Genomic DNA, 20,610 nt, shown 5'->3' on the forward strand with positions numbered 1-20,610 from the left:
TGATAAAGTCATTGCACCAATTCGAGGATATTACGTGTGCGCAGACGTTGAATATGTTATACTTTAGTAAGAATTAATTATCATAATCAAGGGAGTTGTTAATATGTTATGGATTATTTTAGGAATCGTGGTTATTGTTGGACTTGTATGGGTTAGTACTTATAACCGATTAATCAAGTTACGTAACTGGGTCAAAGAAGCGTTCTCTCAAATTGATGTTCAATTACAAAGACGAAATGATTTAATTCCGAACTTGGTCAATACTGTTAAAGGTTATGCGACGCATGAATCAGAAACGCTTGAGTCCGTCACAAAAGCACGTCAACAATTAATTAATTTGCCAGCGAATGCAACGCCTGAACAAATTAATGCGGCTTCCAACCAATTGTCAGGGGCATTATCAAGATTATTAGCAGTGGCAGAACAATATCCAGATTTAAAAGCGAATACGAATTTCTTACAATTGCAATCAACCCTTGAAGAATTGGAAAAACAAATCGCGACAGCACGTCAATTATTTAACTCTAGTGCTACCCAATACAATACAGCCATCCAAAGTTTTCCAACGAATTTAATCGCAGGCATTCATAACTTTGAACCTTCCAACTTGTTAGAAACACCTGAAGAAGATCGAAAAGTCCCAGAAGTTCAATTCTAAGAGGACTCACTCTTTAAAAATGCTTAGGTATATCCGAATAGTTGCTTGAACTTTGACTTCAACGAACTATTCGGGTATTTTTGTGACAAAGAATGATTTCAAATCATCTCAAAAAATGTTAAAATAATTCGGTATGAACCATTGTAGAAAGGAGCTCGGTGATGCGTAAAAATTTATATATCCATTATGATTCGGTAACGAACCATGTGATGACTCGCGGTATGGATTTAAAATTAATAGATTTTGATCCGAGCTTTATTCCGAAAGCGATGATTCTATCGGATGCCACGTTAGATTTTGGGCGTTTCGATGTGCAAACAAACTTTAAAATTTTGCGAACACGCGGTGAAGTGATTAACTATTTCAGAGCGGTTGAAGATTATAAAACACGTCTGTGTGCCTGGATTGACTTTGAGAGTGTCGAGGCGATGCATCAACTAACACCGAATGAAATATCTGAAATGCTATATTTATTTCATGCGAATCGTCCGTTAAAATCCGCTTTTTTCTATAAATTACAAAATAACTATGTGTTTTTGACCTTACCGAACGGATTGATAAAGGTTTATTATCGACATGTAGCACATTTTCTACCGAGATTTCAACGGATGATATGTCAACAGACCCAATTGTTGGTTGAGGAATCCAATCGATTTTCATTGTTCCGCAAAAAAGAAGTAGCGAAAATGCCTTTGGAAATTGCTGAGCAGATGGCCCCGCTCTTTGTAGATGGGTTGAAAATTAATTTTTCCCAAGCAGTCCCGATTGGTGAGAGTTGGCGTATTCCAATTAATATTATTGAAGATGAATTAACTTTATTAACCCAACATCAACTTCCGAAAGAACATGTTGGTTTTATAACTTATGATGATGCGACTAAAACATGGTTGTTCGAATTGAATGAAGAGCAGTTGAGTACAGATACGGAGGACTTATCAAGATGAATATCATTTTACTATATGGTGGACAAAGTGCGGAACATGACATTTCAATATTATCCGCGCACAATATTGCACAAATGATTACTTACGAAGTGTATTCTGTACAACCTGTGATGATTACGCGTGATGGTAGATGGTTGCAAGGGCCAAAACTATCTTCTCCTCCGGCTTATGAAGGTCAACTTCATCTGATAAAATCTGAAGAAGCGAGATGGGGAGAAAATGCCTCAGATACGTCTTACGGTGTTGAAATTTCACCTTGTGAGATTTACCGAGAAGATGCGATTGTATTTCCAGTGTTACATGGCCCCAATGGCGAAGATGGAACGATCCAAGGGTTTCTAGAAACATTAGGTCTGCCATATGTTGGCGCCGGTGTTTGTGCCAGCGCGTGTGGGATGGACAAAATTATTACCAAACAATTATTCGATCATGTTGGAATTCCCCAAGTGCCATATATTGCATTTGATCGTAGAGAATGGAATGAAGACCAAGATGCTCTTATTAATAAAGCTGAGGGTAGTTTGTTGTATCCGTTATTTGTCAAACCAGCAAATATGGGTTCATCAGTTGGGATTTCACGTGTTGAAGACAGTGAAGCACTCGTTCAAGCAATTAATTTAGCTTTAGAGTATGACCACCGAATTGTTGTAGAACAAGGAATTAATGCCGATGAAATTGAAGTTGCCGTTCTTGGAAACGATGATGCCCATGTAAGCGTAGTGGGCCGTTTAGTAAAAGGGGCTTCTTTCTACGACTATGAAGAGAAGTACATTAATAATACAGTAGAAATGGAAATTCCGGCGAATATTGAGGAGTCTCTTTCAGATACGATTCGTGAGTATGCATTGAAAGCTTATCGAGCGATTGACGGTAGTGGCTTAGCGCGTGTCGATTTCTTCTTAACATCCAATGATGATGTGTATATTAATGAGATTAATACCATGCCAGGATTTACGCAGTTTAGTATGTATCCTGTTTTGTGGGAACGAACAGGCTTATCGCAAGTTGATTTAGTTGAAGAGTTACTTCAGCTAGCTATACGCCGCCACGAGCAATTAGCACAAAAGCGGGTTGAATATTAGAAAAAGATGCTGGGCACGAATCTACTCTGTGGATTGAACAGAGCTTATTCGTGTCTTTGCGCATTATGTAAGGAGAGTACTGTGGAGACAATAAACATCCTTGATATCGTTCAGGCGGTTGGTGCGAGTGAATTTACGGCGCCTGGACCGGATCATGAAATTAATATAACAGGTGTCGAGTTTGACTCACGAAAAATTAAGCCGGGAGATTTATTTGTACCATTAACGGGTGGTGCTTCGGACGGACATGATTATGTAGTAAATGCAATTGAGCAAGGAGCTGTCGCAACTTTTTGGTCGCGTGAAGCGGATAGCGCTCCGATCGATCAACTTGCGGTAATTTATGTGGATGATACATTGCGGGCGATGCAGTCTTTAGCAAATTATTACCGTCATATGATTGATCCGATTGTTATTGGGATTACCGGTAGCAACGGGAAAACAACGACTAAAGATATGATGGCAAATGCCTTAACCGCCAAATATCATATCCACAAGACTGAAGGCAACTATAATAATGAAATCGGCTTGCCTTACACGATTCTTTCGATGCCGAAAGAAACAGAAGTGGCAGTGTTGGAGATGGGCATGAGTGGCTTTGGTGAGATAGCATTATTAAGTCATATTGCGGAGCCCGATATCGCCGTAATTACTTTAATTGGCGAAAGTCATTTGGAGTTTTTAGGAAGCCGGGCTGGAATTGCGCAAGCTAAGTTAGAGATACTATCAGGCTTAAATCCAGAGGGAGTCTTTATTTATCCTGGGGCGGAACCGCTAATTACCGATTTTCTCGAAGACTGGGTTTCTTCGGTTGAGTGTATTAGTTTTGGTTTGGAAGAGGACAACGATGTCTATGCTTATGACATTATTGAGGAAAAAGACCAAACTTATTTTAAAACTAATTTAGATTCAAATGTCATATGTAAAATTCCAGTAATGGGCGCCTATAATGTGAATAATGCGCTCGTTGCATTAAGTGTTGCGAAGCGATTAAATGTTCCAATCGAACAAGCGATTTTCCAGCTCGCACAATTTAAATTGACCGCGAGTCGCCTAGAATGGATTCAAGCTGATAATGGTCTGCAAGTATTGAACGATGCGTATAATGCGAGTCCAACATCGATGAAGGCGGTACTTCAAGCTTTTGCACGACTGCAACGTCCAAAAGGTGGCCGACGGATTGCTGTTTTAGGGGATATTCGCGAGCTCGGCGAGAAGAGTGAAGCCTATCATCGTAGTATCGCAGAGGTGATTGATCCGGAAACCATAGATCTAGTCTATCTCTTTGGTGATGAAATGGGTGCGCTATATGAAGAAACCCACCCAAATTATCCTTCCGATCAGATTCATTATATTCGCAAAGATCACGATCGTTTGATTGAACGAATCCAAGCATCGATTCGCCCTGAAGACATCGTGCTCGTAAAATCCAGCTTAGGTGTCGATTTGTTACAAGTCGTTACCGCGTTAACCAATCATGAAACACACAATTTTTTACGAAAAGAATAACCGATAGAGAAAGAGGAATGTACTGAGTGGAATTTAACCAACTTAATATAAAACCAGAATTAATACAAATTTTTGATGAATTAGGCTTTGAGGAATTAACACCGATACAGCGCGATGCGATTCCTATTGCTTTAACGGGTGACGACCTTATCGGTCAAGCACAAACAGGGACTGGAAAGACCGCAGCTTTTGGCATCCCGATGCTAGAACATCTCGATTTATCGAATCGAACGATCCAAGGACTCATTATCGCACCGACGCGTGAATTAGCAATTCAAGTTCAGGAAGAATTATACCGCTATGGCAAATTATTAAAAGCCAAAGTTTACTCAGTCTATGGCGGAACACCGATTGGTAAACAAATTGAACGACTTAAACGTTATAATCCGCAAATTATTGTCGGAACACCGGGTCGAATTTTAGATTTGATAAACCGTCATGTGCTTGATTTTAGTCAGTTGAGACAATTGGTGCTTGACGAAGCAGACGAAATGTTGAATATGGGATTTATTGAAGATATTCGTGCGATTATTCAAGCTACTCCCGATTCACGCCAGACGTTGTTATTTTCAGCTACGATGCCATCAGAAATTAAGGCATTGGCAGAGGAGTTTTTACGTCATCCTCAACATGTTCAAATTGAAGCGCAACAGATGACGGCGGATTTAATTGATCAATATTTTACCAAGTGTAGTGACGGTGAAAAATTTGATATTTTAACACGTTTTATTGATATTCATAACCCGAAACAAGCGATTATCTTTTGTCGCACGAAAAAAAGGGTGGATGAAGTAGGTCGTGGGCTCGCATTGCGTGGCTATAATGCGGAGATGATTCACGGAGATATTACCCAACAGAAACGAACGAGTGTGATCAAAGAATTAAAAGACGGCGTCTTAGAAATATTAGTGGCTACCGATGTAGCCGCTCGCGGACTGGATATATCGGGTGTAACTCATGTCTATAACTATGATATTCCTCAAGACCCTGAAAGCTATGTTCACCGCATCGGGCGAACGGGTAGAGCGGGCAAAGAGGGGATGTCTATTACCTTTGTGCCCCATAACGAGATGGCATATTTAAAGACGATTGAGCAATTAACTCGTATTCAGATGATGCCAATGCGTCCACCAACTTCGAAAGAAGCCCAACACGGTCAAATACAACAGTTGATTGATCGAATGAATCTAACATTACAATCTGAAGAAGCGGATGCATTACGTAATACAGCGAAGATGTTATTAGAACACTATGAAGTGAATGACTTAGTAACGGCCTTATTGACGGAAGTCATCAGTGATTCGACGCAAATTGATGTTGTGATTTCGCCCCAAAAACCATTACCAAAGCGTAAAAGCAAGCGGCATAACAGTCATTCCCGTCAACGAGATTCAAAGTCGAAACATCATCAACAGCGCCGGAAGCACACCTCATCGAACCGTTCAGAACGGATTAAACCAGAAAATAAGCAGTATGATACTAAAGATATAAGAAAGAAAAAATATTCCAAACGTTCAAAACATGAACGAAAAAATAAGGAAGAACAATCAAGATACTCGGGCAAAAGATCAAGAAATTTTAAGGAAACATCCAAACGCTCTAGCACTAAAAGAAATAGCCAAGTGAGAAAGAATAATAAAGGATTTAAAATACGACAACGTCAACGTTAATAAGGTCTCTAAGAGGTGAGGGAATGCGGCTAGGAACAGATATTATTGAAATCGATCGAATTCAACATGTTTTGGCAAAACATCCACAGTTTGTCGAACGTATCCTAAGTGTTGAAGAACAAACACAATTTTTTTCCTACCAACACCCAGGCCGTCGTCTAGCCTATTTAGCTGGAAGATTTGCTGCGAAAGAAGCTTTTATTAAAGCACTTGCTTCGGCTGAAGCGAAGCGAATTCCATTTCATCGTTTATCAGTAATAAATACCGCTGACGGTGAACCTAGGATGATAGCAGGTCCAGTCTTGTACCCGGAAGTGGTTGTATCGATTAGTCATAGTCGAGATTATGCGATGGCTACAGTTATTATTGAAGAATAATTAAAATAAGGTTCTACGAAAGGAGCAATTTTATGCAATTTACGGATCATCGTCCAACAATGGCTATTGTAGATTTAGCAGCGATCCGTCACAATGTTCAGCATGTACTTGAGACGTTGTCGGCAGATCAGAAGCTATACGCAACGGTTAAAGCCAATGCGTACGGCCATGGCAGTGTGCCAGTATCCAAGGCAGCTCTTGAAGCAGGAGCAACGGGATTGTTGGTAGCAACAGTTGATGAAGCGATTGAACTGAGAGAAGCTAACATCACCTCGGTACCGATTATTGTTCTGGGTCTCACCGACCCAAGAGGGATTGCAGAAATTTTGCATTATCAAATTACCGTTACAGTTGCGCATCCAAGTTGGTTTGATCAAGCATACCGCCAATTAGAACAAACGGATCAATTAGACTTGTTGAAGCATCACCGTTTAATTTGTCATCTCCCGCTTGATACAGGAATGGGACGGATTGGACTTCGCACGTGTGACGAGATTGAGATGTTCCATCAAGCGGTATCCCAGTTAGATTGGGTAGATTGGCAAGGGGTTTTCACCCATTTTTCAACGGCGGGGGGAGGACCTGCTGATTATATTGAACATCAATTAAATCAGTGGAATTCGTTGCTTGAATCGGTCCCTAGTTCGGTAAAAGAACGTCACTTTGCTAATACTGCGATGGGAATTTGGCACAATGATTCAGCTTGGTTAGCAGCGCACCAGACGCAAAAAAGTGACATTATCCGTTTTGGAATTGGAATGTACGGAATTGATCCGAAAGATCAATTAGATAATGGCACGCAATACACTTTGCAACCCGCGTTAGAACTAGTATCGGAGTTAGTATACGTCAAACAAGTTCCTGCTGGACAATCTATCAGTTATGGTGCGACTTATACAACCGAGAGTGACGAGTGGATTGGCACCATTCCGATTGGTTATGCTGATGGCTGGTTGAGACACTATCGGGAGGTCACTTTAAGTGTTAAGGGTCAACCATGCCCAGTATTAGGGGTGATCAATATGGATCAATTAATGATTCGACTCCCAGAAAATTATCCCGTAGGCACGTCAGTCATTTTGATTAGTCCGGAGACGCAGTCGAATAATAGTGCGTCGAATATTGCGAAACAAGTTGGAACGATTGGTTACGAAATTGTCACCTCAATCGGGGAACGTGTTCCTAGAGTTTATTTGAATGAGTAAATAAGGAGTTATGTAAAATGTATCAAGTAGAGCAAATGGAAGTAGGTCGTTTGCAAGAAAATACCTACCTCTTAATCAATGAACAAAAAGAAGCGATTATTATTGATCCTGGTGCTCAAAGTGATCGATTGATTGAGTGGATTGATTCATTGAAAGTACGCCCTATAGCAATCTTAATTACCCACTGTCATTTTGACCATGTAGGGGCAGTCAATGACATTAGAGAACACTATCAAGTTGAAGTATATATTCCTGAAGCAGAAGAAGATTTATTTATTGAATATACTGCAGATCAAATGGGGCATTACCGAGCACCTGAACATTATTGGCAGCATAAGGGAACGTATCAAATTGGGAATTTTGAATTTGAAGTCCGCTTTGTTCCCGGTCACAGCCCTGCGCATGTCGTGTATGTGTTCCATGATCAAGCTCTAATATTCAATGGAGATACGATTTTCAAAGGGACGATTGGTCGTACAGACCTTCCAGGAGGAAGTTACTTTGATCTCATCTATTATATTGGTCAAGAAATTATTCCATTACCAGAAAATTACCGGCTATATCCAGGCCATGGTGGTACTACAACCATTGGTGAAGAATTAAAAACTAATCCTTTCTTTGAAGTATTCCGTCGTAAAGACATGCATAACTTTAGCGATCAATAATTTTTGTTTGGCAGTGATGCGCTCAAAAAATCCTAGTGCACTGAATGAGACAGTTACACTAGGTTTCTTATTGAGTCTTAGATTGGATAAGAATTGACGCGATAATCTCGTTTTGTTAAATGATGGATAAACTGATTAACTTTAATATCCGAGATATGATTTGGAATTAAGAGGCATAAACAGTTGGGTGTATCATATGTTGTTTCCTCAAAAGTTAATTGGCCGGTAACATTGAGATGGCGCCTCATTAACCACCATAATTTGATTTCTTCAAAGGGAGTATGTTGAAGATCAATCTGTATAAAGTAGCTCGCATTTTTTAGATCCCATCCCTGTACGATATAATCACGCATCGTTTTATGGTAAACAATACCAATAAAAGAACGTTGTTCATTTAATACAGCAATATAGGGTAAGTCACGAATGGCGAAAAATAAATGCAAAATAGAATTAGGTTCTTGGATGACATGACTTGAATTCTTTAATAAATGTGTTACTGGAATCGTTTCGAGTTGTGTGTCAGGATGCTCATATGCATACTTGTAGATATGATATCGATAAATATTCCCGCGATATAATTGCCCGCTGTTATCAATCACTGGTGCACAGCGGAGTTGGTGTTTTTCCAATACTTCTAAGGCTGATTGAAGATTAAATGATTCTGCAATTGTAATAACTTGTGATGCGGGTACCATTAAGTGCTCTAGCATGCTTAACCTGCCTTTCGTATGTATTAACTACTAGATTATATCATTTACCCATTATAATAGCTATCTTTCTCTCATAGTATTTTAACATTAATCTGATAAAAATCATAAATATTTAATAAAATACCATTGAGTCGCGTGTTAACGTTGTATCACTTAGGGCAAAGATTGATTTTTTAACTGAAATTGCTTATATTATTGTAGAGAAAACATTATGAAAAAATAGAAGAAAACTGAAATTTTTTTTATCAAAAAGGAGAGAATAAACATGGATTCCCCGGGTTCCTTGTGGCCGCAGTTGTTGGTACTACTAATATTAATTATGCTAAATGCATTTTATGCGGCAAATGAGACGGCTTATGTGTCATTGAATCAATCCAAAATTCGTGCCATGGCGGATGACGGCTTACGTAATGCACGTCGTGTGCTTCAATTGATTGAATTACCTGAAACTTTCTTAGCTACGATGCAAGTGATTACCACCTTAATCACGTTGGTCATCGGATCACGAATGACATTGTATTATTTATCGTATATGTCTTCCAATGGAACCATGGCGACATGGAATGTTTTGCAGTATGTAGCGATTGGACTAGGATTTTTAGGATTAGCCTTATTAATTATCGTATTAGGTGAAGTTTATCCTAAGCAAGTGGCGTTGCAAGCGCCGGAACAAGTAGCACTGTCAACGAGTTTCATTATTATGGGAACTTATCGTTTATTTAAACCCTTCGTTTGGTTAATTCAAGCAGCCTCAAGTGGTTTGCGAAAAATTACGCCAATCGATTTCCATAAGGGAGATGAACGTTTCACACGAGATGAGATGAAAGCCATTCTCTCTGAAAGTCGCGATGAAGGTTCGATTGACTTAGAGGAATTTACCATGTTGCAAGGTGTATTGTCATTAGATGACAAAATGGCACGGGAGATTATGGTGCCTCGAACAGATACCTTTATGATCGATATTGAAGATGACTACAGTGAGAATATTGCGGAAATTTTGAGCTCACCTTTTTCACGGATTCCAATTTATGAAGATGATAAAGATAATGTGGTAGGGGTCTTGCATATTAAACACGTACTTAAAGCAGCCGCAGAACATGGGTTTGAACATATTCAGTTGCATGAATTGGCGAGCCCACCGTTGTTTGTTCCCTCAACGATTTACATCGATGATTTATTGGTAGAGTTTCGCCGAGCGGAGAATCATATGGCGATTTTACGCGATGAGTATGGTGGTGTTGAAGGAATTGTGACGATGGAAGATGTCTTAGAGGAAATTGTGGGAGATATCGAAGATGAAACGGATGAAATCTCTTTAGGGGATATTGAACAAATCGATGAGACGCACTTTTATATCAATGGAATAGTACCATTAGATAAATTCAATAATTATTTTGAAGAGACGTTAGAATCCGATGAAGTAGATACGATTGCAGGATTAATGATTTACCACCTCGGCTATGTTCCTGAAAATGACGAGCAATTGACATTTCGTGCCAATCGATATGTTCTTACTACCGATACCATCGAAAATGGTCGAATTCGTGGCATTCGCGTCGAGCTCGATCCGCTTGCCACGATTGATACAGACTATAATTTATATAGTGATGTGGATCAAGAACGCGTCCATCAAGAGTTGACTCGTGAGATAAATGAATTAGAAACACTCAAGGATTAATGATGAACGAGCCTACAGTATCCTCGAATGAGGGGTAGGTTCGTTATTTATTTTAATAAAGGAGAAATAAAGAATGTTAAATGAAATGATGCATCGTCCTGTTGTGATGGAGAAAGTAGTCGAATTTATGCGGACGGCTCAGGGTGGATTTGATAGTGAAGGTGTTAATCAAATTCAAGCTTATGCCAATGAAAGAGGGATTCCAATTATTCCTCATGAAACCGCAAAGTTTATTGATCTATTCATGAGTATTATTCAACCTGAACAAATATTAGAAATTGGCACTGCCATCGGTTTTTCAGCTAGTTTGATGGCGCAACATTTGACCTCTCAAGGCCATTTAACAACTATTGACCGTTATCCCTTAATGTATGAACGAGCGAAAGAAAATTTCAAACACCTAGCCTTGGAGGAGCGGATCACCTTATTAGAAGGAGATGCGGCTGACATATTACCAACACTAAATGGGCCGTATGATGTTATTTTTATGGATAGTGCCAAAGCAAAATATGTCGAATTTTTCCCAGAATGCATGCGACTTCTGAAGGTTGGAGGCGTATTATTAATCGATGATGTGCTTCAAGGAGGAACCGTCTTGGATGATGAATCAACCATTCCAAAACGAGTTCGAAAAATTCATCGAAAATTGAACGAGTTATTTGAAGTAGTCTATGCATCGCCTCACCGCGCTTCTTTGATTCCGTTAGGGGATGGGTTGTTGTTGATTCGTAAAGAAATAATTGAAGAATAGTTTTATAAAACGAAAAGGTCAAGCAAATTTAGCAAAAAATTCACATCTCTTTGCTATACTGTGAAGAGAAATGGACAAAGAAGAGAGGTAGTATGTCGATGAAGAAATTTCTTATAGGGTTATTGTCATTGTTTCTTATTTTGTTGATAGGATACGGCGCAGGTATTGGCTACTACGCTGATCGATTTCAAGTAAATACAACATTCGATTCAGTTGATGTGAGCAATTTAACGTTAGCTCAAGCTCGAGAGAAAGTCCAAAATCACTTAGATCAACAAGTGGTCGACATCAAGGAAAATGGTAAGGAATTGGGTCAATTACAGCTTAAAGATTTAAAGAGTGAGTTTAAGTTTGAAACAGCGTTAAATAATACTTATCAAAATCAAAATCCGAATTATTGGATTATGAACTTTTTTAATTCTAATCATCACGCATACTCTTCAAACCAGGGCGTCACTTTTGATGATGAATCGTTGCGCCAGCGACTTGCTGATATGGGTATTAATAATGAACAACGTTCTGTAGGTCAGCCCGTTAGTATTGCCTATTCAGATCATCAAGGGTACTACTTAACGGAAGCGACGCAAGGCGATATGATTGATTACGATAAGCTAGCGACACTTATTGGGAAGACAATAGCGAACGATGAGCATACAGTAGAATTAAATCAAGCTTATCGTGAAGTAGAAGATGACAGCGAAATTAAGGAAAAAGCTGAAAAGGCGATGGAGCGCATCAATCAAGTTATCGCAACAAAAATCACCTTACAAATTGCAGGAGAAGACGTTGTGATTCCAGAGGAGAAAATTCAAAGTTGGATCCAATTTGACCAAAGCAATCAATTAGTCTTTGATGAAGAAGCAATTTACGATTATTTAGGTGAATTAAATGATCAATATGCGACATATAATAAATCACGCCAATTCAATTCAACTTATGACGGCCCCGTAACGGTTCAGCCCGGCACGTTAGGTTGGTCTATCGACCGTGAAAGTGAAACGCAGGCTATCGTCAATGATCTACAATCGGGGCAATCCGTTACGCGAGAACCTGTTATTGTTGGGACTGGATATAATCAAGCCGATGATATTGGCAATAGCTATGTTGAAGTATCAATTACCCATCAACATATGTGGATTTATCGCGATGGACAGTTGGTGGTAGAAACCCCAATCGTTACAGGACAAGTAGGAACAGATACGATTCCTGGAGCTTACTCTGTTTGGAATAAAGCTGAAAATGAAAATCTGAAAGGCTATAACCCACGAACGGAAAAGGAATATGATGTCCCAGTAAGCTACTGGATTCCATTTGATGATACCGGTCAAGGAATTCATGATGCAGATTGGCAAGCGAACTTTGGTGGAACGACTTATTTAGAAAGAGGCTCCCTAGGATGTGTCAATACACCACCATGGATTATGGGCGAGGTATATGCAGCGATTGATATTGGCATGCCAGTGATTGTTTACTAATTATGAATTATAGTAAAGCGTTGGATTGATGATTTACGATCAATTCAACGTTTTTTATTAAGGAAAAGCTACGTATAACCTAACTAATTCGGTGAAGATTGGCAGTTATCCTTGGAATTGGTATAATAAGATGATTAATAAAGAAGGAGTGGTATCCATGGCTGAATCATTGGAATTAGTTGTCATTACAGGAATGAGTGGAGCAGGTAAAACGGTTGCGATGCGAAGCTTTGAAGATCTAGGGTTTTATTGTATTGATAACATGCCACCGTCAATTCTGCCAACTTTTTGGGAATTGATTAAAGAATCAGGTAAAATTAACCGAGTCGCGCTCGTGGTAGACTTAAGAACGCGGGAATTTTTTGATGATTTAGAGCGCGTATTATCCAATATGATTGATACACAACATGTTACCACCCGAATTTTATTTTTAGATGCATCAGATACGACACTGGTCTCAAGATACAAAGAAACCCGTCGCAAGCACCCATTAGCAGAAGATGATCGTATTTTGGTGGGAATTCAACGAGAGCGCGCCTTGCTTGAAACCTTAAAAGCACGGGCTCAAATTATTATTGATACAACTGGATTAAAACCCAAACAATTACGAGCAAAAATTAATGAACATTTTGACACGCTGAATCAAGAAACATTTCATATTGAAGTAATGTCTTTTGGTTTTAAATATGGTGCACCCATTGATCCGGATATTATTATGGATGTAAGATTCTTACCTAATCCTTATTACATTGAAGAGTTACGTCCGCTAACGGGGGAAGATAGCCGGGTATATGATTATGTGATGCAACAACCTGAGACTGAACAGTTTTATAAACGTTTTATGGAGTTGATTCGCTATTGTATGCCGGGTTATAAGAAAGAAGGCAAGGCAGTAGTTACGATTGGTATTGGATGTACAGGTGGGAAACACCGCTCGGTTTCTTTAGCGCGACGCATTGCTAAAGATTTGGCCAACGATGATTATCGAGTCAATATAACTCATCGTGATAGCCAGAAGAAATAGAGACGAGGAAAATTATGAGTGAAGTAAAACCTAATAAAAAAGTAGCAGTCATCGGAGGAGGAACGGGGCTTCCTGTTATTTTACGAGGACTTAAGGGCATTAACGCTCAAATTACGGCCGTGGTCACGGTAGCGGACGATGGTGGTAGTAGTGGGATTATTCGTGACTATGTGAATGTGGTGCCACCAGGCGATATTCGTAACTGTATTTGTGCGCTATCAGAAAGTCCGGAAGAAGTCATTGAAATGTTTCAATACCGCTTTAATACGGATGATGCCTTTTTAGCTGGACATGCGATTGGAAATTTATTAATTGCAGCCCTTAAAGAAATGAACGGCTCATTGCAACAAGCGATTGATACCTTATCAAAATGGATGAGTGTGAAAGGCCAAATCCTCCCTGCAGCTCAAGAAGCTTTAATCTTAAATGCTTACTTTAAAGATGGGACGATGGCGAAAGGTGAATCGAAAATTGCGCTACATCGTAAGCCGATTGATTATGTCACGGTAACGCGTCACAACGGAGAGCCTGCGGTAGACGCATCGCCACGAGTTGTACAGGCTATTTTAGAAGCTGATATGGTGGTGTTGGGTCCAGGAAGTCTTTATACAAGTATTTTACCGAACTTGATGATTGAGCAAATCCGTCATGCGATGATGGAGACATCTGCGGAGATTGTTTATATTTGCAATATTATGACTCAACTTGGAGAAACGGAGAACTTTACTGATGCAAATCATGTGGAAGTATTAAATCATCATCTAGGAAAACCACTGATTGATACCGTACTTGTAAACACTGCAAAAGTTCCCGAAGACTATATTATGAACCAGCCCAATGAAGAATATTTATTGCAAGTGAAACATGATTTCCAAGCTTTGCGAGATCAAGGATGTCGTGTCATCTCAGCTGAATTCTTGAGTATGAAAGATGGTGGAGCGTACCATGATACGCAAAAAGTTGTCCATGAATTAAGTTATTTATTAAACACACCAGAATTTAAACTTTAATAATGATTATTTAGGGGGTGGATGCTATGACCTTTGCAGCGGATGTCAAAAAAGAATGCACGCTGTTAGAGGTGCATAAAGAGCATGCCAAGGCAGAACTGGCCGCTTTAATTCGAATCAATGGGAATGTGTCAATCTATCAGCAACGATTCATCTTAAATATTCAAAGTGAAAACGCAGCGATTGCTCGACGCATCTACACACTTATCAAAGAGCACTATAATGTGGAAGGCGAACTTCTCGTCCGCCGAAAAATGAAACTTAAGAAAAACAACGTCTATATTGTGCGTGTACGTACTCAGGTCAAAGAAATTTTAGAAGATTTAAGTGTAATGGGACCAGCTGGAATTCAATCAAAAATCCCAGAAGATATTTTACAAAGTGATGCTAAAAAGCGTTCCTATTTGCGGGGCGCATTTTTAGCGAGTGGTTCGGTCAACAGTCCTGAAGGCGCAAATTATCACCTTGAAATCTACACTAACTATGAAGAACATAACGAAGCATTATGTCATATGATGAATGAATTTGGTTTAAATGCAAAAATGGTACAGCGACGCAACGGCTATATTACTTATTTAAAAGAAGCAGAAAAAATCGCAGACTTTTTAATTTTAATTGGGGCTACCAGCGCAGTGCTGCGGTTTGAAGATATACGGATTGTGCGGGATATGCGTAATTCGGTGAATCGACTTGTCAATATGGAAAATGCGAATTTGAATAAGACGATTGATGCGTCGCAAAGGCAACGTGAAGCGATTCAAATTATTGAAGAAACTAAAGGGTTAGATTGGTTGCCGGATAAGTTACGAGAAATGGCAATCTTTCGTCAAGCTAATCCAGATATGAGCTTAAAGCAATTGGGTGAAGAAATTCCTGGAGGTCCGATTAGTAAATCCGGAGTAAATCATCGGCTACGAAAACTGGTCCAAATTGCAGAAACTTTAAAATAAAAAAAGTATTTCACTCCTTTTTTGTGTACTTATTACTAGCCCCGATTTTTTGGGTAAAAAAGAAAGGAGTGACTTTAATGAATAAAGTCGTTTTTGTAGGTCGAGTTGTCCGAGATGTTGAAGTGAGACAAGTAGGGAGTAATGGACGAGTGGTTAATAATGTGATTGCGATTCAACGACACCATCGTGATAGTAATGGTAATCGTGCCACAGATTTTATTCCATTTGTTGCTTGGGATCATTTGGCAGAGTTAATGGATCGTTATTGTAAAAAAGGGGATCAAATCTCTTTGGCTGGACGGATGCAAAGTAGAAAATATAAAAATCGAGAAGAACAGGATGTCTATGTCATTGAATGTCTCGTTGAAGAACTGACATTGATTGGATCAAACCCTACTTCTAATACGAATGAATCCGCGCAAGCCGTGCCCCCAGCCCCACGTGAAGAAGAAAAAGTTGGAGTAATAAGTTCAGATACTCCGCTGACGGTCGGGCAACCGAAGTAAGATGAAGTAGATTGAAGAAGCGGCTTTAGGTCGCTTCTTTTTAATGGCTAAGATGAATGTGTGAAAAAATCATGAAAACAAAGAGAGTTTTTATGTTAATCGATGAAACATCAGCGATTTTTCGGTGAATCGTGTATAATAAAGCTGACAGAATACGCTGAACAACAAAAGGAGAAGACCGATGAATATATTGATGATTGAAGATAATGACTCTGTAATTGAAATGATGTCGATGTTTTTTGAAAGTGAACAATTTAACGCAAGCTTTTATCAAGACGGACTTGAAGGGTATCAAGCCTATAAAAATGCATCGAATCAATGGGACATTATCTTGTTAGATTTAAATCTACCTTCAATGGATGGCATTCAAATTTGTCGTGCGATTCGCGAAGAAGATAAAGAAACGCCAATTATTATGTTAACGGCACGTGACTCCGAGAGCGACCAAGTGATCGGTCTAGAGCTCGGCGCAGATGATTACGTCACCAAACCTTTTAGCCCAATGACTTTGATTGCTCGGATGAAAGCTCTGCATCGTCGTTCACAACATCATCATGTAACAAGTGAAGAAACATCACAAAAAACGAGTGAATTCGATGTTGAGACAGACTTAATTCATATTAATACATCAACTCGCGAAGCCTATTACCATGATAAACCAATTGAAAATCTAACGCCGAAAGAATTTGATCTTTTGGTGACATTTGTCCAAAGTCCCAAGCGGGTCTTTAGCCGAGATGATTTATTAACGAGTTTGTGGGAAGATCCATTTTATGGTGATGAGCGGACGGTTGATGCGCATATTAAGAAGCTTCGCCAAAAAATCGAGGCAGTTGGACCGCAAGTGATTCAAACAGTCTGGGGTGTAGGTTATAAATACGAAGCACCAGGTGAGGAAGCATGAAAGTATTTTGGCAACAATTATTAGGATTCTCCTTAATCATTGTCATTGCCATTATGTTGTTTGCTTTTCGAATTGAGCGCCAAATTAGTGATAATTTAATTGATTCGCGAGAACAACAATTGCTTAATTATGGGAATAATATTGTTAACAATAATTTTTCTCGTTATGATCTAGTACGGACATCACAGCTATTGGCTCGCGAAAATATTTCGATCCAAGTTTATTTATCCGACGGGCGAATTATCTATCCAACTTATGACCAACGCTATCAATCAAGCTTAACCCAGGAAGAATTAGCGAAGCTTCAGTCAGGAAATTATTTGGGATTTCGTTCGGTTGAGCGGCAAATATCTGATCATGGAACAGAGACTTACTTAATGGTTTATTTACCGCACCAAGATGTGGGGGAGTTTCCATCGGGATTTATTAGTCTGGCTGCGCCGCTCAATGATTTAGAAGAGCAGTTACACAGCCTGAGGGTGACGATTGCAGTTTCGCTATCCATTTCGTTAATCATCGGTGGTGCATTAAGTGCATTTTATTCAAATTACAGTACGCGCAAAATTCGTCGGTTACAAGAGGCGACCCAGCAAATTGGACAAGGCAACTTTGATGTCGTTCTAGACACTTCTTCGCATGATGAATATGGTGACTTGGCACGCGATTTTGATAGTATGACTCAGTCTTTGATTGCTTCCCAAGAGGAAATTAAACGTCAAGAAGAACTTAGAAGACAATTTATGATGGATGTGGCGCATGAAATGCGTACCCCACTCACAACGATGAGTGGATTACTGGAAGGACTAATCCATAAAGTAATTCCTGAACATCAACAAGATCGAAGTTTGAAGTTAATTGAACAAGAAACACATCGACTAACGCGCTTGGTGAATGAGAATTTAGATTATGAGAAAATTCGCAGTCGACAAATTGTCTTGAAAAAGCAATCGATTAATGGTGTAGCGCTATTTGAACAAATCCAAACGCAGTTGCGTGAGAAAGCCGCACAAAAAAATGACACGATTCTCACTCAAGCAGCGGAAGATTTAGTGATTTGGGGCGATTATGATCGAATTGTACAAGTGCTCATTAATTTAGTCACCAATGCAATCCAATTCAGTCAAGGAAGCGACATTATTTTACATGGCTCAATGCATTCAGATTATAGCGAGATGATTGTAGAAGATTTTGGCATTGGAATAGATCCGGATGAAGTGAATCGGATTTGGGAGCGATTCTATAAAGCCGATGTGTCGCGTAAAAACACCGAGTTTGGTGAATCAGGAATCGGGTTGGCGATTGTCCAATCCATTATTGAAACGCACGATGGGCAAATTTTTGTCGAAAGTAAAAAAGGTGAGGGAACACGGTTTATTATTCATTTGCCCCACCAAGAGACAACGAAAGGAAATCAATGAAATCAACTTTAATTATTGTAGGACACCCTGCAGGGGTGAATTCAACAACGCAACAATTTTTATATCAAACGAGTCAAGCTTATACTTCAGCGGATGTACTAATTCTTGCTGACGAGATCAGCGATATGACCCACCCAATCGATGGTGATCGCTACCGCGATCAACTGGCGCAATATGACCGACTTATTTTTCAATTTCCAATGTATTGGTATCAAGCACCTAGTTTGTTGAAGTTTTGGATGGATGAGGTCTTTCAAGATTGGCAGTCCAATCCTGGATGGGCACAAAAAATGCAAGGCAAAGAATTCGGCGTAGTAATTACTGCAGATGTTGCTGCGACACGATTCCATCCTGGAGAAGATGTTGGAGTTACGATGGATCAACTATTGTCACCCTATCAAGCGCTGGCTACTTATTATCGGATGGAGTATCTTGCGCCATTTGCAATCCATCGTTTTAGCATGATGGATGAGCCGACACAAATGCGTCTAATGTTAACTTATGCATGCTATTTATCCACCGGGAAACAAGGAAGCTTGCGAGTTTTCCAACAATTTATTTTGGAACAATTAGCACATCCCACTATATCGAGTTTGCCGCTCGATTCAACTCAAGCATTAACTTTCCAAATGTGGCAAGAAGATATTAGCCATCAAGCGGATGAACTTGAAGAATTATTTACGATGAATGGATGGTGGTATTAGTGGAATTGAAGGAATATCCAATTGAAGAATGGCAAACGCTCGCTAAGACATATCCAACTAAGGCATTAATTTATGTGGCTGAGCAGTTGCGTCATGAACAGGCTACTTTACTTGAAGGCGCACGAAACCGACAAGTTGGCCAAGCTTGGAGCCCCGAACAATGGGATGAACGATAGAAAATTAAATTATTGCAACATAAAGAGGCTGTAAGATAAGTCAGGCTAAAAACCCACCAAGAATGTTATTATATCAACATTCTTGGTGGGTTTAATGGTATAATAAAGGTAGTAAAAATAAAAAACAGAGGAGCAGACCCTCTGTTTAAAGATAATCCAGAAAGAACTACCTCCAATGTGTAACCATTATAACATAAACCAACTCACTTTAGAACTCTCAACTCAATATTCTCCTGAAGTCAATCATATCGTCTGGACGATTCACGAATTTGTTGAAACTTTAGAAATTCATCACCCCTATATCTTTGGTCGACCTAGAGAGTATGATTTTTCCATGTTGTTAAAACTTCTCCTATATGCTTATTCAAGGGGAATCTTTACCAGTCGACCAATCGCTCGTTTTGCACAAGAGAATTTACCGGCTAGATGGCTCACACAAGAACAGTGCCCCAGTCACGAGACAATCTGCCGTTTCAGACGCTCTGATGAATTAGCGGAGATTTTGACGGATAGCTTTGACTATTTTGTTTCATTTTTGAAAAAGCAGGGATTCATTGATGATAAAGTATTTATTGATGGTACCAAGTTACTCGCTGATGCCAATAAGTATACTTTTGTTTGGAAGAAGAATACGATTCGCTACGAAGAAATGAATCGCCAACAACTCGTGACACTGTTAAATGAATTGTACGATTATTACGGCAGAGCCTCCATCCCTGAAGATACCCCGCTAACCGTGGAGGACTTAGGAGAAATCATTACGGTGTTAGAAGTCAAATTGCAGGATCTTGAACAACAAATTGAATCAAATCCCAAGCTGTCCCCCAATCCTGATAAGCGAGAACGACGCTTTCTAAAGCGTCAAATGAAGCAGGTGAAGGAACGCCAATCGAAAGCGATGAATTATCAAAAACAGCACGAAACATTCGGTTCACGCAACTCGTATTCAAAAACTGACAAAGATGCGACTTTTATACGAATGAAGGAAGATCCCATGCGTAATGGGCAACTCAAGCCAGGTTATAATCTTCAAGTCGCTACCCGTAATCAATTCTTTTTAGCCTATCAACTGTTTCCTGAAATGATAATGGCTCAAAGCATACAATTTAATAGAGTATAAAAGCCTTGATATAACGGTTTTACTGGAGAGTAGAGAGGCTATATCAGGGCTTTTTTGGTTGCTGAAAGGGTGGA

At 39.5% G+C, this 20,610-nt stretch carries 20 protein-coding genes and 1 pseudogene; 20 read left to right on the top strand and 1 reads right to left on the bottom strand.

The genetic code is table 11. From position 1 onward, the window contains the following. The first annotated feature begins 103 nt into the window (after nucleotides 1-103). The 8 genes from CYJ57_RS00230 to CYJ57_RS00265 all read left to right on the top strand — a co-directional run bounded on the left by CYJ57_RS00230 (nucleotide 104) and on the right by CYJ57_RS00265 (nucleotide 8,110). A complete protein-coding gene (locus tag CYJ57_RS00230) occupies nucleotides 104-658 on the top strand; it encodes a LemA family protein (RefSeq protein WP_101953616.1) in 555 nt (184 codons plus the stop codon). A gap of 161 nt (nucleotides 659-819) precedes the next feature. Next, nucleotides 820-1,602, top strand: a complete 783-nt coding sequence (locus CYJ57_RS00235) for a hypothetical protein (RefSeq protein ID WP_101953617.1) — start codon at nucleotides 820-822, stop codon at nucleotides 1,600-1,602. Next, complete coding sequence (locus CYJ57_RS00240) at nucleotides 1,599-2,684, top strand: D-alanine--D-alanine ligase (protein WP_101953618.1); 1,086 nt, start codon at nucleotides 1,599-1,601, stop codon at nucleotides 2,682-2,684. Before CYJ57_RS00235 ends, CYJ57_RS00240 begins: the two co-directional genes overlap by 4 nt. A gap of 81 nt (nucleotides 2,685-2,765) precedes the next feature. Beyond that, on the top strand, nucleotides 2,766-4,193 hold the full coding sequence (locus CYJ57_RS00245) for a UDP-N-acetylmuramoyl-tripeptide--D-alanyl-D-alanine ligase (protein WP_101953619.1): 1,428 nt from the start codon (nucleotides 2,766-2,768) through the stop codon (nucleotides 4,191-4,193). Nucleotides 4,194-4,219: 26 nt separating this feature from the next. Beyond that, a complete protein-coding gene (cshA, locus tag CYJ57_RS00250) occupies nucleotides 4,220-5,863 on the top strand; it encodes a degradosome RNA helicase CshA (protein WP_101953620.1) in 1,644 nt (547 codons plus the stop codon). Nucleotides 5,864-5,886: 23 nt separating this feature from the next. Next, nucleotides 5,887-6,240: a holo-ACP synthase gene (gene acpS / locus CYJ57_RS00255; protein ID WP_101953621.1), complete on the top strand. Its 354-nt coding sequence runs from the start codon at nucleotides 5,887-5,889 to the stop codon at nucleotides 6,238-6,240. A 32-nt stretch (nucleotides 6,241-6,272) separates the two neighbouring features. Further along, a complete protein-coding gene (gene alr, locus CYJ57_RS00260) occupies nucleotides 6,273-7,445 on the top strand; it encodes an alanine racemase (protein ID WP_101953622.1) in 1,173 nt (390 codons plus the stop codon). Between the two features lie 17 nt (nucleotides 7,446-7,462). Then, nucleotides 7,463-8,110, top strand: coding sequence for an MBL fold metallo-hydrolase (locus tag CYJ57_RS00265; RefSeq protein WP_101953623.1), 648 nt, complete (start codon nucleotides 7,463-7,465; stop codon nucleotides 8,108-8,110). A gap of 77 nt (nucleotides 8,111-8,187) precedes the next feature. Here CYJ57_RS00265 and cbpA read toward each other — a convergent pair whose 3' ends face one another. Further along, nucleotides 8,188-8,820 carry a cyclic di-AMP binding protein CbpA gene (gene cbpA / locus CYJ57_RS00270; RefSeq protein WP_101953624.1) on the bottom strand — a complete coding sequence of 211 codons (633 nt, stop codon included), beginning with the start codon at nucleotides 8,818-8,820 and terminating at the stop codon, nucleotides 8,188-8,190. Between the two features lie 265 nt (nucleotides 8,821-9,085). Here cbpA and CYJ57_RS00275 point away from each other — a divergent pair, with 265 nt between their 5' ends. The 12 genes and pseudogenes from CYJ57_RS00275 to CYJ57_RS00325 form a co-directional block, all read left to right on the top strand. Next, nucleotides 9,086-10,498 carry a hemolysin family protein gene (locus CYJ57_RS00275; RefSeq protein WP_101953625.1) on the top strand — a complete coding sequence of 471 codons (1,413 nt, stop codon included), beginning with the start codon at nucleotides 9,086-9,088 and terminating at the stop codon, nucleotides 10,496-10,498. 73 nt (nucleotides 10,499-10,571) lie between these two features. Further along, nucleotides 10,572-11,249 (top strand): O-methyltransferase, encoded by a 678-nt coding sequence (locus CYJ57_RS00280; protein ID WP_101953626.1) that lies wholly within the window; start codon nucleotides 10,572-10,574, stop codon nucleotides 11,247-11,249. Nucleotides 11,250-11,347: 98 nt separating this feature from the next. Beyond that, nucleotides 11,348-12,724: a L,D-transpeptidase family protein gene (locus tag CYJ57_RS00285; protein ID WP_180764338.1), complete on the top strand. Its 1,377-nt coding sequence runs from the start codon at nucleotides 11,348-11,350 to the stop codon at nucleotides 12,722-12,724. Between the two features lie 157 nt (nucleotides 12,725-12,881). After that, the gene (gene rapZ, locus CYJ57_RS00290; protein ID WP_006700789.1) at nucleotides 12,882-13,748 is read left to right on the top strand and encodes an RNase adapter RapZ; all 867 of its coding nucleotides are present in this window, start codon (nucleotides 12,882-12,884) and stop codon (nucleotides 13,746-13,748) included. A 14-nt stretch (nucleotides 13,749-13,762) separates the two neighbouring features. Then, nucleotides 13,763-14,758 (top strand): gluconeogenesis factor YvcK family protein, encoded by a 996-nt coding sequence (locus tag CYJ57_RS00295; protein ID WP_101953628.1) that lies wholly within the window; start codon nucleotides 13,763-13,765, stop codon nucleotides 14,756-14,758. A 26-nt stretch (nucleotides 14,759-14,784) separates the two neighbouring features. Then, entirely contained in the window at nucleotides 14,785-15,708 is a 924-nt protein-coding gene (gene whiA, locus CYJ57_RS00300; protein ID WP_006700791.1) for a DNA-binding protein WhiA, read from the top strand. A 77-nt stretch (nucleotides 15,709-15,785) separates the two neighbouring features. After that, nucleotides 15,786-16,214 carry a single-stranded DNA-binding protein gene (locus tag CYJ57_RS00305; RefSeq protein ID WP_006700792.1) on the top strand — a complete coding sequence of 143 codons (429 nt, stop codon included), beginning with the start codon at nucleotides 15,786-15,788 and terminating at the stop codon, nucleotides 16,212-16,214. Nucleotides 16,215-16,395: 181 nt separating this feature from the next. Next, nucleotides 16,396-17,118, top strand: coding sequence for a response regulator transcription factor (locus CYJ57_RS00310; protein ID WP_006700793.1), 723 nt, complete (start codon nucleotides 16,396-16,398; stop codon nucleotides 17,116-17,118). Continuing rightward, entirely contained in the window at nucleotides 17,115-18,536 is a 1,422-nt protein-coding gene (locus CYJ57_RS00315) for a sensor histidine kinase (RefSeq protein ID WP_101953629.1), read from the top strand. Before CYJ57_RS00310 ends, CYJ57_RS00315 begins: the two co-directional genes overlap by 4 nt. Then, a complete protein-coding gene (locus tag CYJ57_RS00320; protein ID WP_101953630.1) occupies nucleotides 18,533-19,240 on the top strand; it encodes an NAD(P)H-dependent oxidoreductase in 708 nt (235 codons plus the stop codon). Before CYJ57_RS00315 ends, CYJ57_RS00320 begins: the two co-directional genes overlap by 4 nt. Continuing rightward, nucleotides 19,240-19,416, top strand: coding sequence for a hypothetical protein (locus CYJ57_RS07775; RefSeq protein WP_006700796.1), 177 nt, complete (start codon nucleotides 19,240-19,242; stop codon nucleotides 19,414-19,416). The genes CYJ57_RS00320 and CYJ57_RS07775 overlap by 1 nt, the downstream gene beginning before the upstream one ends. 175 nt (nucleotides 19,417-19,591) lie before the next feature. Next, nucleotides 19,592-20,491, top strand: a pseudogene (locus CYJ57_RS00325) (transposase); the annotation flags it as partial. Nucleotides 20,492-20,610: the final 119 nt, after the last annotated feature.

It is taken from the genome of Falseniella ignava (genome assembly GCF_002847645.1).
Classification (GTDB): Bacteria; Bacillota; Bacilli; order Lactobacillales; family Aerococcaceae; genus Falseniella; species Falseniella ignava.

What these genes read in the sequence shown, in the direction of transcription:
- CYJ57_RS00230 (WP_101953616.1), top strand. Translation starts at nt 104, where the DNA reads ATGTTATGGATTATTTTAGGAATCGTGGTTATTGTTGGACTTGTATGG.
- CYJ57_RS00235 (WP_101953617.1), top strand. Translation starts at nt 820, where the DNA reads ATGCGTAAAAATTTATATATCCATTATGATTCGGTAACGAACCATGTG.
- CYJ57_RS00240 (WP_101953618.1), top strand. Translation starts at nt 1,599, where the DNA reads ATGAATATCATTTTACTATATGGTGGACAAAGTGCGGAACATGACATT.
- acpS (WP_101953621.1), top strand. Translation starts at nt 5,887, where the DNA reads ATGCGGCTAGGAACAGATATTATTGAAATCGATCGAATTCAACATGTT.
- alr (WP_101953622.1), top strand. Translation starts at nt 6,273, where the DNA reads ATGCAATTTACGGATCATCGTCCAACAATGGCTATTGTAGATTTAGCA.
- CYJ57_RS00265 (WP_101953623.1), top strand. Translation starts at nt 7,463, where the DNA reads ATGTATCAAGTAGAGCAAATGGAAGTAGGTCGTTTGCAAGAAAATACC.
- cbpA (WP_101953624.1), bottom strand. Translation starts at nt 8,820, where the DNA reads ATGCTAGAGCACTTAATGGTACCCGCATCACAAGTTATTACAATTGCA.
- CYJ57_RS00275 (WP_101953625.1), top strand. Translation starts at nt 9,086, where the DNA reads ATGGATTCCCCGGGTTCCTTGTGGCCGCAGTTGTTGGTACTACTAATA.
- CYJ57_RS00280 (WP_101953626.1), top strand. Translation starts at nt 10,572, where the DNA reads ATGTTAAATGAAATGATGCATCGTCCTGTTGTGATGGAGAAAGTAGTC.
- CYJ57_RS00285 (WP_180764338.1), top strand. Translation starts at nt 11,348, where the DNA reads ATGAAGAAATTTCTTATAGGGTTATTGTCATTGTTTCTTATTTTGTTG.
- rapZ (WP_006700789.1), top strand. Translation starts at nt 12,882, where the DNA reads ATGGCTGAATCATTGGAATTAGTTGTCATTACAGGAATGAGTGGAGCA.
- CYJ57_RS00295 (WP_101953628.1), top strand. Translation starts at nt 13,763, where the DNA reads ATGAGTGAAGTAAAACCTAATAAAAAAGTAGCAGTCATCGGAGGAGGA.
- whiA (WP_006700791.1), top strand. Translation starts at nt 14,785, where the DNA reads ATGACCTTTGCAGCGGATGTCAAAAAAGAATGCACGCTGTTAGAGGTG.
- CYJ57_RS00305 (WP_006700792.1), top strand. Translation starts at nt 15,786, where the DNA reads ATGAATAAAGTCGTTTTTGTAGGTCGAGTTGTCCGAGATGTTGAAGTG.
- CYJ57_RS00310 (WP_006700793.1), top strand. Translation starts at nt 16,396, where the DNA reads ATGAATATATTGATGATTGAAGATAATGACTCTGTAATTGAAATGATG.
- CYJ57_RS00315 (WP_101953629.1), top strand. Translation starts at nt 17,115, where the DNA reads ATGAAAGTATTTTGGCAACAATTATTAGGATTCTCCTTAATCATTGTC.
- CYJ57_RS00320 (WP_101953630.1), top strand. Translation starts at nt 18,533, where the DNA reads ATGAAATCAACTTTAATTATTGTAGGACACCCTGCAGGGGTGAATTCA.